This is a genomic window from Paenibacillus sedimenti (assembly GCF_014534655.1).
Lineage (GTDB): Bacteria > Bacillota > Bacilli > Paenibacillales > NBRC-103111 > Paenibacillus_E > Paenibacillus_E sedimenti.
Map to the genome: position 1 here is coordinate 461,607 of NZ_JACVVD010000001.1, position 15,265 is coordinate 476,871.

The window sequence follows — 15,265 nt, forward strand, 5'->3', positions numbered from 1 at the left end:
ATGGTACGGAATAAAACGCTATCGGCGCGGTTAGGCGAATCCGCAGTGATCGCGCTTATGCTTGTTATCTCGCTCATCTCGCTGGCGCCGGTCGTTCATACGGTTTCCGTATCATTCAGCAATACGGCGGCAGCAGCGGGAGGTCTGGTCAAATTTTGGCCCGTGGGCTTCAATATCGAGTCTTACCGTAAAATCATTGAAGAGCCTCACTTCATCAATTCGTTCTTCGTTTCGGTGAAGCGCGTTATCATTGGGGGAGGCGTTAACTTCCTTCTAACCGTATTAATGGCTTACCCGCTTTCCAGAAGCAGCAAAGAATTTCCGCTACGGAACGTCTATATGTGGTTCATGCTTTTCACAATGTTGTTCAGCGGGGGCGTCATTCCTCTCTACCTGACGGTGAAGTCACTCGGTCTGTTCAACTCGATATGGGCGCTTGTTCTGCCGGGTGCTGTGCCGGTTTTCAACGTTGTGCTGCTGATGAATTTTTTCCGCAACATGCCCAAGGAATTGACCGATGCGGCTTATATAGATGGAGCGGGACCTTGGTACATGCTGCTGCAAATTTTCCTTCCGCTTTCCCTGCCGTCGCTCGCCACCGTCACACTGTTCAGTGTGGTTGGCCATTGGAATGCATTCTTTGACGGGATGATTTTCATGCGGAGCATGGAGTATTATCCGCTGCAAACTTATATTCAGCAGCTCGTCGTACAGCTGAACATCTCGGAGATCGATTCATCCCAGCAGGAAATGCTCGCCAAAATATCGGATAAAACGCTGAACAGCGCCAAAATCGTCGTGTCAATGGTGCCGATTCTCGTGGTATACCCTTTTCTGCAAAAATATTTTATACACGGCATCATGCTTGGGTCTGTTAAGGAGTAAGGATGAACAGTGGATGCAACAAAGGGAGAAAGAGTGTACAACGGTCACTCCGTGACGAACGGCGGGTAAGGGGATGGAGCGGAGGTGCGCTCGGCGGAGATGATTCGGCAGCTCTGCAAGTGAGCCTGGAAGGCGAACTTTGGACTGAATTCGAGGCTGAAACGGTCGGACGGACTTTAACAGGGCGGAAGTATGGCGCCATTTTTCCGAGGTAGATCAGAATCTCTTGGCAGCCATTACGAATCCCATTTATTTCGAATAACGAACGCGAGGGGTTTCGATATGGAATTGACAGTGATGACTTTCAATTTGCGGTACAACACACCGAACGACGGAGAGAACGCTTGGCCGCTGCGCGTACACCGCGTATCCGGCATCATTCAGGATCGCGATCCGGTCATCGTCGGCACGCAGGAAGGGTACCGTGATATGCTGATCGAGCTTCACGGACAGCTGCCGGGTTACGAGTGGATCGGCTCGGGGCGATTCGGCGGACAGGATAACGAACACTGCGCGATCTTTTACAAGAATGATCGGGTAGTAATCCTCGAGCACGGGCAGTTCTGGCTCTCTGAATCGCCGGAGGAAGTCGCCTCAAAGAGCTGGGATAGCTACTTTCCGCGTATTTGCACCTGGGCTCGCTGCCGACTTATCGCTGAGAACCGGGAGTTCATGCTATATAACACTCATTTGGACCACGCCAGTCAGGAAGCGCGGGACCGGGGAATTGAAGTGATCTGGTCATATATCATTACCCACCGTTCTCTTTATGGGCTGCCTGCCGTCCTGATGGGAGACATGAACAGCTTTCCTGAGCATCAGCCGATCCGGTTTCTAGAGGAGGAAGCTAAGATTGAAGGTGGTATTGACGGCATGCCATGGCTGACTAACGCCTATACAGTGCTTCCTGCATCGGCTGGCCTGACGGCTCACAACTTTCATGGAGGAGACGAAGGCAAGCCGATCGATTACATTTTCGTCTCGCCGGAAATTTCGGTCATGGAATGCTTAGTCGACCGGCGACAGATCGACGGCGGTTACCCGTCCGATCATTATCCGATTGTTGCCAGATTGAAACTCGCTTAAGGCTGTAACCCTCTTCAACCCTCTCCTTCCGAAAGACGCGGCACATACCCGCCGAACTCGGCGATCGATACTTTGTATTCAACAGGGAGCGATCGCCGATTTTTTTTGTTGACATGACTAAAGTGGTTCAAAAGCGCTGCAACTCGCGAAATTGACAGATCAAAATGTCAGCATACCGGGCGGGTTTGTCGTTACATCCAATGCGCTACATCGTTTCATGTCAGCAAACGGGCTGAGCCATGAGCAGGATTGGTCCGGCATGGATGAACGGCTCGCCGATGAGGAATTGCCGGATGAAGTATTTCGAGAGGTTGCAGCTGCTTTCGAATCGCTTCAGGATGGGCCTAAACTTGGAGGCGGGGTGGCGGTGCGCTCTTCCTCGTGTGCAGAGGATCTGGAAGAAGCTTCATTCGCCGGACAGTATGAAACGATCCTGAATGTGACTGACTTACCGCATCTGCTGGAAAGCCTGAAACGATGCTGGTCATCTCTCTTCTCAGCGCGGGACAGCTGGGGATTGGATGAAGACCATCATTTCTACATCGACGCCATGCTGCCTGCCAAGTCTAGATTGTTCCTGCTGAATCTCGGCGATTTGCTTGCCCGGCAAGGCGTTATCGCCAACAGGAATATTCCAGGTTCTTTGTATTTGACCGCCGGACTGACTTTGTTTACACTGGCCGTCACCCACCCGAAAATGTTGAGTATGTGGACGATAGCCATTTTGGCGCTCACCGTCTTCTTGTTTATTTGGCAGGAGAGACGATGCAAAGAGCCGCTTATCCAGTTTGCACTGTTCAAGATCCGTATGTTCATAAGCGCCAATGTCGCCATTTTGCTTAGCAACGCGATCATGTACAGCACGATTCTGGTGATGCCCGTTCTGCTGCAGAAAGAATACGACTACTCGGTGCAAAGCGTCGGTATCTTACTGTTCATATTCTCGTTTGCGATGTCCGCATGCTCATGGTTTGGTGGGGCGCTTTCCGAGCGTCTGGGCAAGAAGCGGCTCGTGCTATTGTCTTTTGCCGTATCCTGCGCAGCATTACTGGGATTTCTCGGTATTTATTGGTACCCGACCTTCCCGTACATCGCGCTTGTCTTGCTGATCGGCGGAATCGGTTCGGGTATGGGGACGCCTTCCATGCAGACCGCTTCGCTGCAAGCTGTCCCTAAAGACGTATCCGGCGTTGCTTCCGGTATCTTCTCTACGTTCCGGTATATCGGCGGCATAGCCGCATCCGTCATGGTTAGCCTTTTTATAGACTACCATGAATTGTTCTACAGCTTGCTGGCTGTAGCTTTGGCAGGACTGCTCGTTTCCGGCGGACTGTCGGAAGGGAGAGCCGCTTCGGATAGAGCGGGTGTAGCATAGAGGCACCCGTATTATTGAAAAAAAAAGAGGGTTGTCGCCAGAAGTCGATAAACATGACTTGCTGCTGCAGCCCTTTTGTTTTCATGCTCATATAGGAATAGTTAAGTAGACCGCCGTTCCTCGGCCGTATTTACTACGGATGCTAATGCCGAACGATTCGCCATAGAGCAGCTTCAGTCTTTTGTGCGTGTTATAGAGGCCGATATGATCCGTTTCTCCAATATCCCGCTTCAGATCATCCTTGATCTGTGCCAACCTTTCTTTGTCGATGCCGAGCCCATTATCGATAACCGCCACATGAAGCAGCTCGCCGGTTTTCCATATTTTGATTTTGATCCGGCATCTGCCTTCCTTCACCTTAATGCCGTGGTAAATACTATTTTCAATTAGCGGTTGCAGGATAAGCTTCGGAACATTGTATTTTTTTACAGACTCCTCATACTCCCAGATGACGTCGAATTTGTCCTGGTATCTGACCTTTTGGATATCGATATAGCTTAACGTATATGCGATTTCTTTTTGCAGGATGACCGGCTTGTTGTGTCCTTCCAGGGCATAGCGCAAAATATCGGCCAGATTTTCGACCATTTTATTCAAATTCCCCGGCTTGCCGGTAAGGCTTGCGATTTTCCAATTGATCGTCTCAAGCGTATTGTACAGAAAATGAGGGTTCAGCTGCGACTGCAGTGCGATCAGTTCCATGGCCTGCGCTTTGTACTTGCGTTCGGAAAGTTGGATGGTTAAATAGTTTTGCTCGATAAAATTTTTCAGGATACGGTGAATGATGAAGCTGTATACGTCTTTGATGCGTGAAGGCAGGGCGGGCAATGGCTTGTTGTTTTCGGCCGATTCCAGAATCGTGACGATCGATTTCACATCGCGGTAATTTTTTCTGGTCAAATAATACGTCAACCCGCCGCCGAATAAAAAGGAAACCAACAGGAGCAGTTGGCTCGTCAAGTTTAAATCATTGGGAACCTTATACAACGAGGCTTTGGGGGCGATCGATAAAAACGTCCAGCCTTATTTATCCGAATTCAACTTGGATACGATAAACGTCTGGCCGTTCAGGTCCGTCTCATAGAATGAAAGCTTCTCTGAAATGAGTTGATTCGTATTCAACTGATTAAAATAGGGAAGTTTTTTGTTTTTAAACATCACTTCACCGTTTGCGCCAAGAATCAGCAGGGTTTGATCCGGCAACGTGGACAAGTTGGACAAGTGGTTTTCGATATATTTGGCGTCAATGTTCAATACGAGGAGCCCGTCTCCTTGATCGCGGGACAATTTGCGGTAAAGCGTGATCAGCTCCACGGCCGAATTCTCAAAGTTATATTTCTTAACGGTGCGGTTTTCCGTCCATACCAACTCATCGCCATGCTGATGCTTTTTGTAGCTGTCGAACCATGCCTTATCATAAAATTCATGTAATTCGATCAGCCCGCCGGAGGTCGTGGATAGCAAACGATTCTTGTCATTATTTAAATAGACATAGACGGAATCGATATAAGGCATGGCCATGGCGGGCGCATCGATCAGATTTTTGATGGTTGCGAGTATTTTATAGTCATCGAGTTCGAGCGACGGTTTGAGCATAAGGCTTTTTAAATTCGCAAATTCGATGGCGTTGGCCATAAAATGGATATTCAGCGAGTCAAGCTCGTTAAAGATCAGCTCGACATTTTCCTTGGTTTGTTTCAGCATATTGGTCGTATTATGGTTAATTTCTTCCGTTACATATCTTTTTATAATGACCGTGGACATCGTTCCCAGGATCAGAATGGGCACAAGCATCGGGATCAAGAAGGTGAATAAATTTTTCAGGAAGAACGCATGGTAGGTTTTCATTTTATTCCGCATTTCTGAATTCACGCGGGCTTTTGCCGAAATATTTTTTAAAGGTGCGGGTAAAGTTTTTAGGGTTGCTATAGCCGATCATCTCGCTGATTTCATACGTTTTAAAATCGATTTCCTTTAAAAATTGGGCGGCTTTCTCCATCTTGACGGAAATGACATAATCCGAAAAATTTTCACCCGTCTTCTGCTTAAAATATTTGCTGATATAGTAAGGGCTCATGTGAACTAACTCCGCAGCGTCTTCCAGAGCAGCGTCACGGTAGCGCTCTTTTACGTAGTTTTTGATAACCGCAATCACTTTATCGGAAATGCCGCCTTCGGGCTCCGCATCTTTTTTCCTCTCCTGGCTTAATTCCTCTTTGATGCTCATGAAAATGTTCATTAGCTCATCGTATTTCGTGGGCTTGACGATATAATTTTTTACCCCGTAGATCAGCGCCTGCTGGGCAAACTCAAAATCTTTGTAACCGCTTAAAAAAATAACTTTAATGGGTGATTTTTTATGGTAAAGCTCTTTGGCCACATCAATACCGGTCATAATCGGCATCCGGATATCGCAAAGAAGGACGTCCACTTCGTGCCTAGCGGTGTAATCCATAACCTGCACGCCATTATCAGCCTGACTCACGACTTCGAAGCCAATGTCACCCCAGGGAAAGTAGTTGCTTAAGCCATTTCTGATTTCAAATTCATCATCAGCAATAAGGAGCTTATACACGGCGGCCCGCCTCTCTGTTCGGAAAAGTGTAAACAACCTCATATAGGCACATTATAGCATTGATTGCAGGCTATCGTACCTCCATTTGTTCAATTGAACATCAAATGATTCCCTTTTGTTAAAAGATGATACTTTTTAGCCGGCGTGTCCTTATGAAGCCAATAGATGATACCAAAAGAGGAATGAACCGCCTTTTTATTCTTTTTGCAGTCTTTATAATCAAAGGTAGATGAAAGCGTTTCCCAATTGCCCTAAGCGACAGTGAAAGGATGAGGACATTGATCAGAATTTCCGTAACAACCGCAAGAACGGATCACCCCGACAGCTATTTGAAGCAGCTTGTTCAGCTGGGGGCCGATTGCCTCGATTTCGGGAACGGCTCCAGCTTCGCAGGAGTGAAGGAGCAGGGGTATCCGGATTTGGATGAACTGCTGAAACTAAGACGCAGGCTTCGATCCTTTGGGCTCGATATGAACCGGGTGACGCTGCCCAACATGTCGGAAAGGTTCATGCGCAATCTTCCCGGCTCCGAAAATGAACTGGACAATACTGTTAACGCCATGAAGGTATTCGGCGAAGCGGGTGTTCCCATCGTCAGGCAGCGGTTTGCCGGAGATACGTTCGATCACTTGATGACCAAGTATGATGCGGTGCTGCGAGGAGGCTATATCTCCCGGGGGGAAAGCCTAGGTCTTACCAAGCAACCGCAACAGACGCCGACATATGAAGAACTGCAATCTTGGTGGGAGCGTTTCCTGACCGTCTATAGTCAACTGGTTCCGATAGCTGAAGACTACAAGGTGAAGCTGTCGATGCACCCCTCGGATACGCCCAACGCGGATACACCTTTCGGCGGCCTGGGATATCATCGCATTACGGATGCTTTTCCCAGTAAGCAAGTGGGCTACATCTATTGCATAGGCACTCGGGCCGAAGCGGGCGGATCGTCGCTCGTGCTGGACGAAATTAACCATTATGGCCGACAAGGGCGCATTCATCTGATCCACATGAGAAATGTGCGTGGCAGCCTGCCGACCTCGGGCGGGTTTGAAGAGACGCTGTTAGACGACGGGGATTTGAATATGTTCAAGATATTAATGGAATTGAGGAAGGTAGGCTATGACGGATGCATCAATCCGGATCATATTCCCGTTCTTGAAGGGGACGATCCGGTTCGTCACAGTGGCGACCATCGCAGCGCCTGCGGCATCGGTCTGGCCTATTCCATCGGATATCTCAGAGCGCTGCTCTGCGCCATGTACGCGATATAATCAAAATCCAATGACGGGGTGAGACAATGAATTGGCATAGATGGAGTTCTGTTTTAGCGGTTACAGTTTTGTTCGGATCCATTGCTGCGGGCTGCTCGACAGGAAATAAAGCTGCAACTTCTACACCGGTCGGCAACGAGAGTTCACCGGCTGCTGTATCTAACGGAGCCAAAGAGAAATTCGTTTTTTGGGATAAAGGGGAATACACGCAGGCCTATAACAACCTGATGAAGGAACGCGTAGAGGCATTCGGAAAGGCGAACAATATTGAAACGGAATACGTGGTCGTATCCCAGAACGACTTGAAAACGAAGCTGCTTGCTGCGATTGAAGCCAAAAACCCGCCTGATCTGATTGTGGCGAATGACCCTGTGGCGAAGCAGTTTGTCGCTTCCGACCAACTGGTGGACACTTCGGACATTATTACGAAAATTAATTTTACGGAGGGCGCCAAAAAGTTTTCCGTCGTGCAAGATAAATATTTCATGGTTCCTCAGTCTTTCCAAATGGGCGGAGCCTACCTGCGTAAAGATTTATGGGAAAAGCATAATTTACCTATCCCGAAAACATGGCAGGAGCTTTACGAGCAAGCCAAAATCGTCAATGATCCGAAAAACGGCATTTATGCCGTAGGCCTTCCGCTCGGACAGTCCGGGGGTGGCGACGCCGAGAGCTTTGTCCGTGATGTGATTCTTGCTTATGGCGGAGCCGTTGTCGATAAGGATAACAATATCGTGGTCAATTCGAAAGAGACGCTTGAAGCCTTCACGTTTCTCGCTCAATTTTGGAAAGAAGGCTTAACGCCGCCGTCTTCCGTGACTTGGGACGATAACGGCAATAACAACGCTTATCTCGCAGGCACGGTCGGCTTCATCATCAACAGCGGAAGCGTATACGATCAGGCCAAGAAGGATAAGCCGGAGCTGGAAAAAAATACGCTTCTGATTCCGAAGCTCGCCGGCCCTAAGGGCGATTTTATACTGGGAGGCGGCAACGTATTCGCCATATTCAAGAACGCCAAGGGCACGAAGTGGGCCAAAAAATTCGTAACTGAATTTTTTGACAAAGATTTCTACAATAAATTCGTGGAAGTGATGGGCGGGAAATTCCAGCCTGTGCTCAAAGGCTCGGAAGAGATGCCATTCTGGAAGGATCCGAACAATAAAGCCGCCGGTTGGATGAAAATGGTCGACAGCGTCGTCGGTTCGAGCAATTATCCGGGTCCGGAGGACGATCTCGGGTCGAAGGCCAAATCGATGCAGCTTACGACGAGAGCGGTGCAAAGAATTGTAGTCGAGAAGATGGATCCCCAGAAATCTCTCAATCAGCTTGAACAAGAACTAAAACAGCTTTACGGCAAGAAGTAACGGGCTCAAAGTATACGCAATAAGGCGGTGATCCCTGACATGGGACAGCTAGGCAGAAAATATGATATGACGCTTGGATATATATTAATTATACCGGTAGCTTTCGTCATCTTTGTGGTCATCGGGTTCCCGTTTATCAATGCCATCTATTTAAGCTTTACGGACAAAGTTGTCGGCGTGGAGCCCCGATTTGTCGGACTCGACAACTATTTTCATATTCTCACGGACAGAGAATACTGGAAGGTGCTCAAAAACACGCTCATCTATATGATCTTCAGCGTCGGCATCAAGTTAGCCGTTGGTCTGATGTTGGCGGTCGTCGTGAACGAGTCTTTCTTCGGCCGGGGATTATTTCGCATGATCTTGCTGATTCCATGGGCACTCTCCGGCATGGTGGCCGCCATCACTTGGCGTTGGATGTACGACGATACTTACGGTATCATCAATTCCTTGCTGCTTCGCCTGAACATTACGGATACGCCCATTCCTTGGACTTCAGGCATTCATATCGCACTTGTTTCGGTCATCATCGTGAACGTCTGGAAAGGTCTCCCTTTTTTCATCTTCAGCTTACTGGGCGGTTTGCAGACCATCGATTCGCAAATGTATGAAGCGGCAACAATCGACGGAGCGGGGTGGGTAAGACAGTTTTTCGCGATTACGGTACCTTCGATCATGCCGGTCATCACCATTACGACGCTGCTTTCCTGCATTTGGACATTTAACAATTTTGAAAGTGTTTATTTGATCACGGGCGGCGGCCCGCTCAACGCATCGGCGATCATCTCGACGTATACGTATGAGGTTGCATTTCAGCAAAATCTAATGGGTCGGGCGCTGGCCGTAGCGGGTTCCGTCGTTCCTATTCTGGTCATCATGATTGTCGTCTCCATGAGAAAAATGAAAGCGGATGATTAGGAGGAACGCGCATGAAGCCGAAAACATGGAAAAAGATAAGAAAGCAGACGATCATCTACGCAATTGTGTTTATTTTTACCATCTGGACGTTGTTTCCGGTGTATTGGATGGTCAAATCATCCTTCACGCCTAACGAGCTCATGTATACGCCAAAGCCAGGCTTAATCCCTGAAGCGTGGACGGTATCCCATTACAAGGAACTGTTTCAAAAAACAAAGTTCATGAACTTTGTGAAAAACAGTCTCTATGTGGCTTCGCTCGTTACCCTCATATCGGTCAGCATCAGTATTCTGGGCTCGTACAGCATGACCCGGCTGCGTTACCGGGGGAGAATCTTTTTCTCGCAAAGCATTATTTATACGTATCTGCTGCCGACCGCAGTGTTGTTTATCCCGATGTATGTAGCGGTAAGCAAGCTGGGACTGAACGATAACAAAAATGCGTTGTTGATCGTTTACCCTACCATCATCGTCCCTTACTGCTGCTACATGCTCATCAGCTACTTTAAGGCGATTCCCAAAGAGCTGGAGGAAGCGGCCTTGATCGACGGCTGCAGCAGCCTACAGGCTTTGTTCAGAATCATTTTGCCCATAGCGGCTCCCGGCATTGCCGTTGTATCAACCTTTGCTTTTACACTCGCATGGAACGAATATTTGTACGCTTTGGTGTTGACAACCAGCCCGGGACAGCAGACGGTCAATATCGGTATTTCCGGCTTTAAGTTTTCTGATCAGGCCGTATGGGGATTACTGATGGGCTCGTCCGTGATTGCATCCTTGCCTGCCATTTTCCTTTATTTCCTGGCACAACGATTTTTGAAGAGCGGATTGGCTGCCGGCGGAGTCAAATGATTGATAACCTGTGAATAGGGGATAACCAATGATGAATATATCGGTTACAGTGAATACTTGCGAACTGACTGATCTTGATTTAAAACAAATGAGTCAGCTCGGCATCGATTACATCGATTTCGGCAAGGGCTCGTCATTTCCTGGAGTGAAGGAACAGGGTTATCCGGATTTGGATCAACTGCTGAAATTGCGCAGACGCGTGCGTTCCTTTGGACTGGAAATGAACCGGGTTACGCTGCCGGACCTTACCGAACGGTATATGAACAATTTGCCCGGCAGTGAAAAAGAGCTGGAGAATTCGGCTACTGCCATCAAAGTATTCGGCGAAGCGGGCTTGCCGATTGTCAGGCAGCGTTTCGCCGGCGATACCGTCCCTGTCTTGACGTCCGGCTATAAAGCCGTGCAGCGGGGCGGTGCAATAGCGCGGGGCGAAAGTCTAGGCTTAATGAAGAATAAGCCCGAAATTCCCGGTTTGGGGGAGCGGGAGCGCTGGTGGAGCCGCTTTACGGAAGCATTCCGCACACTGGTTCCGGTTGCTGAGGATTACGATGTGAAGTTGACGGTTCATCCATCCGATACGCCCAACCATGGGACACCTTTCGGCGGGCTTGGTTTCCATCGGATCATCGATGCGTTTCCAAGCAAAAACGTCGGATTCGTATACTGTATCGGAACGCGGGCCGAAGAAGGCGGAAGCTCGTTGGTGATGGATGAAATCAATCATTATGGGCGTAAAGGCAAGATCTATTTGGTGCACCTTCGTAATGTGAGGGGCAGCCTTCCTACAGCCGGAGCGTTTGAAGAAGCGCTTCTCGACGATGGCGATTTGAACGTATTCAACATATTGCTTGAGCTGCGGAAAGTCGGGTATAAAGGCTGCATCAATCCCGATCATATTACACAGTTGGAAGGGGATAGCGTCGATTTGGATCAGAGCTGGGCTCATTCGGGTATCAGTTGGAAATCGTCGAGCATCGGTTGGGGGTATTCCATCGGTTATGTAAGGGCTCTGCTGGCGGCACTTGCTGAGTTTGAGGGCATACGCTATGGACACTAGTTTCATTCGAGGAGTCATTCCGCCGATCGTTACACCCGTTGATGCTGAAGAGTGCGTGGAGGAACAAGGACTCCGCAGAGTCGTAGAGCACGTCATAGCAGGCGGCGTACATGGCATATTATCTTTAGGGAGTAATGGCGAGTTTTACGGCTTGGACCATGAGCAGCAGGAGCGGGCCGTTCACATGACGATCGAGCAGGTTGCCGGTCGGGTCCCCGTTTATATGGGTATCGGGGCGATCACGACCAAAGAGTGCGTGCAGTTAGCCCAAATGGGTGAAAGGCAGCATGCGCAGGCGATTACGATTTTGCCTCCCATGTTTCTTACGCCCTCGGAAGAAGAGTTATTTCAGCATTTCCGTAAAATAGCCGAAGCGACGGCCTTGCCGATCCTGCTCTATAATAACCCGGATCGCGTGGGCAACAACATTTCGGCGAATTTGATCGAAAGGCTTGCCGGTATTCCGAATATCGTCGGCGTAAAAGACAGCAGCGGCGATTTAACCTTGACTGCCGAGTATATCCGCAGAACGCGCGATACGGGATTTAAGGTCATGGCCGGGCGGGACGTTATGATCCTCGGTTCCCTGGCTTACGGTGCCGTGGGCTGCGTCGCGTCAACGGCTAATATTGTGCCGGCGTTGGTTGTTGAAATCTACGAGAAGTTCATTGCCGGGGATCTGGCGGGAGCCCGGGAAGCTCAGTTTAAGCTGGCTCCTCTTCGCATGGCTTTTAATCTAGCCAGTTTTCCGGTCGTAACCAAGGAAGCCATGAACCTGATCGGTCTTGACGTTGGTGCTTCTATATTACCAAATACCGGCTGTTCGCAAATGAATAGAAGTAAGCTCGCTGATATTTTAAAGCAGATGGGAGCTCTTGTATGAAGATGAAAATCGGATTCATCGGGTTGGGGATTATGGGTAAGCCCATGAGTAAAAACTTGCTCAAAGCGGGCTATGAGCTTGTTGTTCTCGAAACTAGCAAAAACAGGTCTGAACTTGCGCCGATGGGGGCCCGTACGGCATCTACGCCCAAAGCTTTGGCCGAGCAGGTGGATGTAATTGTTACAATGCTGCCGAATTCGCCGCAGGTAAAAGAAGTAGTACTGGGTCCGAATGGCGTAATCGAAGGGGCCGCACCGGGAACTGTTGTGATCGATATGAGCTCGATCGCGCCTCTGACCAGTCAGGAAATCGCCAGGAAACTGGAGGAAAAGGGCATTGAAATGCTGGACGCGCCGGTGAGCGGTGGCGAGCCCAAGGCGATTGAAGGGACTTTGTCCGTGATGGTCGGCGGGAAGAAGGAAGTGTTCGACCGATGCTATGATGTGATGAAAGCAATGGCCGCCACTGTTATACTTACAGGGGATATTGGTGCGGGAAATGTGACTAAGCTGGCCAATCAGATCATCGTAGCCATTAACATTGCAGCGATGTCCGAGGCGTTCGTGCTCGCCAGCAAGGTTGGCGTTCAGCCGGAACTGGTTTATCAGGCGGTTCGCGGTGGCCTCGCCGGCAGCACCGTACTGGATGCGAAAGCGCCGCTCGTCATGGACCGCAAATTTGATCCGGGATTCCGTGTCAACCTGCATATCAAGGATTTGCACAACGTTTTGGAAACGTCCCATGAAGTCGGCGTGCCACTCCCGCTTACAGCTGCCGTTATGGAAATGATGCAGGCATTGAAGGTAGATGGCATGGGTGACTGCGACCACGGCAGTCTGATTCGTTATTATGAGAAAATGGCTAAGGTTGAAGTAAGCAGGTAGATTTCGAAGGAGCGACACGCTGGGTATACAGATTAATCGGCAGTGGACTTCGGATGAAGGCGGAGCATAGGACACAAGTTCATGATCAGCATAGATTGCAGCTATTTCAGTACGCCAATTACTGGAATAGCTTATTTTTTTTTGTATTGACAATGCTAAAACAGCATTATATATTTGTATGTACAAACAAAATAATGGAAGCGGAGTGAGGAGCAGATGGACTCAAGCGTCAAAACGTTGAGATTGCATTACGGATGGGTGGTTGTTCTCATCACTTTTGTGACCTTGCTCGTATCAGCGGGGATTCGTTCTATGCCGAGCATTCTCATGCTTCCGTTTGAAAAAGAGTTCGGATGGAATCGCGGCGGCATTTCCGGCGTTATTTCGATCGGCATTTTTTTATACGGTTTAGTAGGTCCTTTTTCTGCTGCGCTGCTCGCAAAGTTCGGTATTCGAAGAATCATGGTCATCTCTCTGGCTGTGTTGGCCTTGAGCCTCTCCATTACGCCGCTGATGAAGTATTTATGGCAATTTCAAATCTTATGGGGACTTATTGCAGGGTTAGGGACAGGAATGATGGCGAACGTGCTGGGCGTAACGGTGTCCAATCAATGGTTCGTGAAGCAGAGAGGGCTTGTCGTGGGATTGCTAACCGCTAGTGCAGCTACAGGCCAATTGTTGTTCCTGCCGATGCTTGCCAAAATAACAGTAGATATAGGCTGGCGATATGCCATATATACGGCGGTTGGAGCTATCGTTATTTTGCTGGTTTTTGTTGCGATTTGGATGCGAAATCATCCGTATGATGTAGGTGCTGCCGCTTATGGATCTGAGGAACTTGTCAAACCAACGCCGTTCCAGGGAAACATCTTTCTCACACCGCTGCTTACCCTCCGGTCAGCATTAAACAATAAGACGTTTTGGCTGCTCGCAGGCACGTTCTTTTTTTGCGGTTTCTCGACCAATGGCTTAATCGGCACACATCTCATTCCTGCATGCGGCGATTACGGGATTCCGGAAGTGATGGCAGCTGGACTGCTTGCGCTTATGGGGCTGTTTGACCTCATCGGCACGACAGCTTCAGGCTGGTTGTCAGACCGGTATGATAGCCGCTGGCTGCTGTTTTGGTACTACGGGCTTCGCGGACTTTCCTTGCTTTTTTTACCCTATGCGCTTGATACGAGTCCGACGGCACTTCTGATATTCTCTATCTTTTATGGTCTGGACTGGATTGCTACCGTTCCGCCGACGGTTAAACTTGCATCGAAGGAGTTCGGCAAGGAAAAGGCCGGCATGGTTTTCGGCTGGGTCGTCGTCGCTCACCAATTAGGCGCTTCAACAGCGGCTTATGGTGCAGGTGTTATGAGAGAGTGGTTGGGGACTTATACCATTCCGTTTATCGGTGCCGGGTTCGTGTGCTTGTTTGCCGCCTTGATGGCGATCCGGATCTCCAAAGCGAGCAATTCGCTTCAGCAGGCTCAAGCTTAAGAGTCATCTTTCCCCCTCGGTGGAAGAAAAAATGCCGGTTACGCCGCTTTGCATGGTGAGGACCGGCATTTTTTCTTTGTTTGAGCGTAGAAGAAGGATTAACCCGCGCAGCGGCGGAAATTGACGTTTTGTTATCTGGCAACTTTTAAACTAGCGTTAAAAGCTGCTCGATTATCCCATAAAAACGAAATGATGCTGTCTCGTTCGTCAAAAAACAATTCGGCTTCGTCCAAATATTCTTGGCCGAGGCCGTGTACGCTGTAACGATTGTCATCATAGCGCATCAAGGTCCATTGTCCTCCGCGCTTTCGGTCCGGGAATACGAGGTATAGTTTTTTGCCTGTATGATCCCATTCAGCTATGGAAGAAAAGTTGTCCAAAATGATATCAATGTCGTTTTTCTTTTTAATCTGCATGGTACATCACCTTTCTTTTATATGAATGAATTCATAGTTTCATAGACATTTACACAATTTTCCCTTATTTTATAACACATCCATAAATTATTGTAGGGTGCTAAAATAAGAAGTTTTGTCAGTTTTTGTTGCACCATCTGTAATTTTTATGAAGAAGGAAGACTTGCAGATAGTTCGATTCTTCTTTGAAAAATTATTCGTTTCCAGTC

The 15,265-nt window shown here is 48.8% G+C and carries 16 protein-coding genes; 12 read left to right on the forward strand and 4 right to left on the reverse strand.

Annotated features, from left to right (window positions below; translation table 11 throughout):
- From ICC18_RS01460 to ICC18_RS01475, 4 genes are all read left to right on the forward strand, one after another.
- On the forward strand, nt 1–885 hold the full coding sequence (locus tag ICC18_RS01460) for a carbohydrate ABC transporter permease (protein ID WP_188172602.1): 885 nt from the start codon (nt 1–3) through the stop codon (nt 883–885).
- A 2-nt stretch (nt 886–887) separates the two neighbouring features.
- Nucleotides 888–1,100 carry a hypothetical protein gene (locus ICC18_RS01465; protein ID WP_188172603.1) on the forward strand — a complete coding sequence of 71 codons (213 nt, stop codon included), beginning with the start codon at nt 888–890 and terminating at the stop codon, nt 1,098–1,100.
- 67 nt (nt 1,101–1,167) lie between these two features.
- On the forward strand, nt 1,168–1,971 hold the full coding sequence (locus ICC18_RS01470) for an endonuclease/exonuclease/phosphatase family protein (protein WP_188172604.1): 804 nt from the start codon (nt 1,168–1,170) through the stop codon (nt 1,969–1,971).
- 136 nt (nt 1,972–2,107) lie between these two features.
- Nucleotides 2,108–3,346, forward strand: coding sequence for an MFS transporter (locus ICC18_RS01475; protein ID WP_223192305.1), 1,239 nt, complete (start codon nt 2,108–2,110; stop codon nt 3,344–3,346).
- Nucleotides 3,347–3,433: 87 nt separating this feature from the next.
- Here the strand turns inward: ICC18_RS01475 and ICC18_RS01480 are convergent, their stop codons facing one another.
- From ICC18_RS01480 to ICC18_RS01490, 3 genes are all read right to left on the reverse strand, one after another.
- On the reverse strand, nt 3,434–4,306 hold the full coding sequence (locus ICC18_RS01480; protein WP_188172606.1) for a sensor histidine kinase: 873 nt from the start codon (nt 4,304–4,306) through the stop codon (nt 3,434–3,436).
- 63 nt (nt 4,307–4,369) lie between these two features.
- On the reverse strand, nt 4,370–5,194 hold the full coding sequence (locus ICC18_RS01485) for a cache domain-containing protein (RefSeq protein ID WP_188172607.1): 825 nt from the start codon (nt 5,192–5,194) through the stop codon (nt 4,370–4,372).
- 1 nt (nt 5,195) lies between these two features.
- A complete protein-coding gene (locus tag ICC18_RS01490; protein ID WP_188172608.1) occupies nt 5,196–5,921 on the reverse strand; it encodes a response regulator transcription factor in 726 nt (241 codons plus the stop codon).
- Between the two features lie 278 nt (nt 5,922–6,199).
- On the opposite strand from ICC18_RS01490, the gene ICC18_RS01495 reads away from it, so the two are divergent.
- The 8 genes from ICC18_RS01495 (at nt 6,200) to ICC18_RS01530 (ending at nt 14,640) form a co-directional block, all read left to right on the forward strand.
- Complete coding sequence (locus tag ICC18_RS01495) at nt 6,200–7,192, forward strand: mannonate dehydratase (protein ID WP_223192248.1); 993 nt, start codon at nt 6,200–6,202, stop codon at nt 7,190–7,192.
- Between the two features lie 26 nt (nt 7,193–7,218).
- Nucleotides 7,219–8,559, forward strand: coding sequence for an ABC transporter substrate-binding protein (locus tag ICC18_RS01500; protein ID WP_188172610.1), 1,341 nt, complete (start codon nt 7,219–7,221; stop codon nt 8,557–8,559).
- Nucleotides 8,560–8,598: 39 nt separating this feature from the next.
- Nucleotides 8,599–9,477, forward strand: a complete 879-nt coding sequence (locus ICC18_RS01505; RefSeq protein ID WP_188172611.1) for a carbohydrate ABC transporter permease — start codon at nt 8,599–8,601, stop codon at nt 9,475–9,477.
- An 11-nt stretch (nt 9,478–9,488) separates the two neighbouring features.
- Nucleotides 9,489–10,328, forward strand: a complete 840-nt coding sequence (locus ICC18_RS01510) for a carbohydrate ABC transporter permease (RefSeq protein WP_188172612.1) — start codon at nt 9,489–9,491, stop codon at nt 10,326–10,328.
- A 28-nt stretch (nt 10,329–10,356) separates the two neighbouring features.
- Entirely contained in the window at nt 10,357–11,385 is a 1,029-nt protein-coding gene (locus tag ICC18_RS01515; protein ID WP_188172613.1) for a mannonate dehydratase, read from the forward strand.
- The gene (gene dapA / locus ICC18_RS01520) at nt 11,375–12,268 is read left to right on the forward strand and encodes a 4-hydroxy-tetrahydrodipicolinate synthase (protein WP_188172614.1); all 894 of its coding nucleotides are present in this window, start codon (nt 11,375–11,377) and stop codon (nt 12,266–12,268) included. The genes ICC18_RS01515 and dapA overlap by 11 nt, the downstream gene beginning before the upstream one ends.
- Nucleotides 12,265–13,152, forward strand: a complete 888-nt coding sequence (gene garR / locus ICC18_RS01525; protein ID WP_188172615.1) for a 2-hydroxy-3-oxopropionate reductase — start codon at nt 12,265–12,267, stop codon at nt 13,150–13,152. Before dapA ends, garR begins: the two co-directional genes overlap by 4 nt.
- 216 nt (nt 13,153–13,368) lie before the next feature.
- Entirely contained in the window at nt 13,369–14,640 is a 1,272-nt protein-coding gene (locus ICC18_RS01530; protein ID WP_188172616.1) for an MFS transporter, read from the forward strand.
- A gap of 131 nt (nt 14,641–14,771) precedes the next feature.
- Here the strand turns inward: ICC18_RS01530 and ICC18_RS01535 are convergent, their stop codons facing one another.
- Nucleotides 14,772–15,056, reverse strand: coding sequence for a hypothetical protein (locus tag ICC18_RS01535; protein WP_188172617.1), 285 nt, complete (start codon nt 15,054–15,056; stop codon nt 14,772–14,774).
- Nucleotides 15,057–15,265: the final 209 nt, after the last annotated feature.

What these genes read in the sequence shown, in the direction of transcription:
- ICC18_RS01460 (WP_188172602.1), top strand. Translation starts at nt 1, where the DNA reads ATGGTACGGAATAAAACGCTATCGGCGCGGTTAGGCGAATCCGCAGTG.
- garR (WP_188172615.1), top strand. Translation starts at nt 12,265, where the DNA reads ATGAAGATGAAAATCGGATTCATCGGGTTGGGGATTATGGGTAAGCCC.
- dapA (WP_188172614.1), top strand. Translation starts at nt 11,375, where the DNA reads ATGGACACTAGTTTCATTCGAGGAGTCATTCCGCCGATCGTTACACCC.
- ICC18_RS01515 (WP_188172613.1), top strand. Translation starts at nt 10,357, where the DNA reads ATGATGAATATATCGGTTACAGTGAATACTTGCGAACTGACTGATCTT.
- ICC18_RS01465 (WP_188172603.1), top strand. Translation starts at nt 888, where the DNA reads ATGAACAGTGGATGCAACAAAGGGAGAAAGAGTGTACAACGGTCACTC.
- ICC18_RS01535 (WP_188172617.1), bottom strand. Translation starts at nt 15,056, where the DNA reads ATGCAGATTAAAAAGAAAAACGACATTGATATCATTTTGGACAACTTT.
- ICC18_RS01470 (WP_188172604.1), top strand. Translation starts at nt 1,168, where the DNA reads ATGGAATTGACAGTGATGACTTTCAATTTGCGGTACAACACACCGAAC.
- ICC18_RS01485 (WP_188172607.1), bottom strand. Translation starts at nt 5,194, where the DNA reads ATGAAAACCTACCATGCGTTCTTCCTGAAAAATTTATTCACCTTCTTG.
- ICC18_RS01510 (WP_188172612.1), top strand. Translation starts at nt 9,489, where the DNA reads ATGAAGCCGAAAACATGGAAAAAGATAAGAAAGCAGACGATCATCTAC.
- ICC18_RS01505 (WP_188172611.1), top strand. Translation starts at nt 8,599, where the DNA reads ATGGGACAGCTAGGCAGAAAATATGATATGACGCTTGGATATATATTA.
- ICC18_RS01500 (WP_188172610.1), top strand. Translation starts at nt 7,219, where the DNA reads ATGAATTGGCATAGATGGAGTTCTGTTTTAGCGGTTACAGTTTTGTTC.
- ICC18_RS01530 (WP_188172616.1), top strand. Translation starts at nt 13,369, where the DNA reads ATGGACTCAAGCGTCAAAACGTTGAGATTGCATTACGGATGGGTGGTT.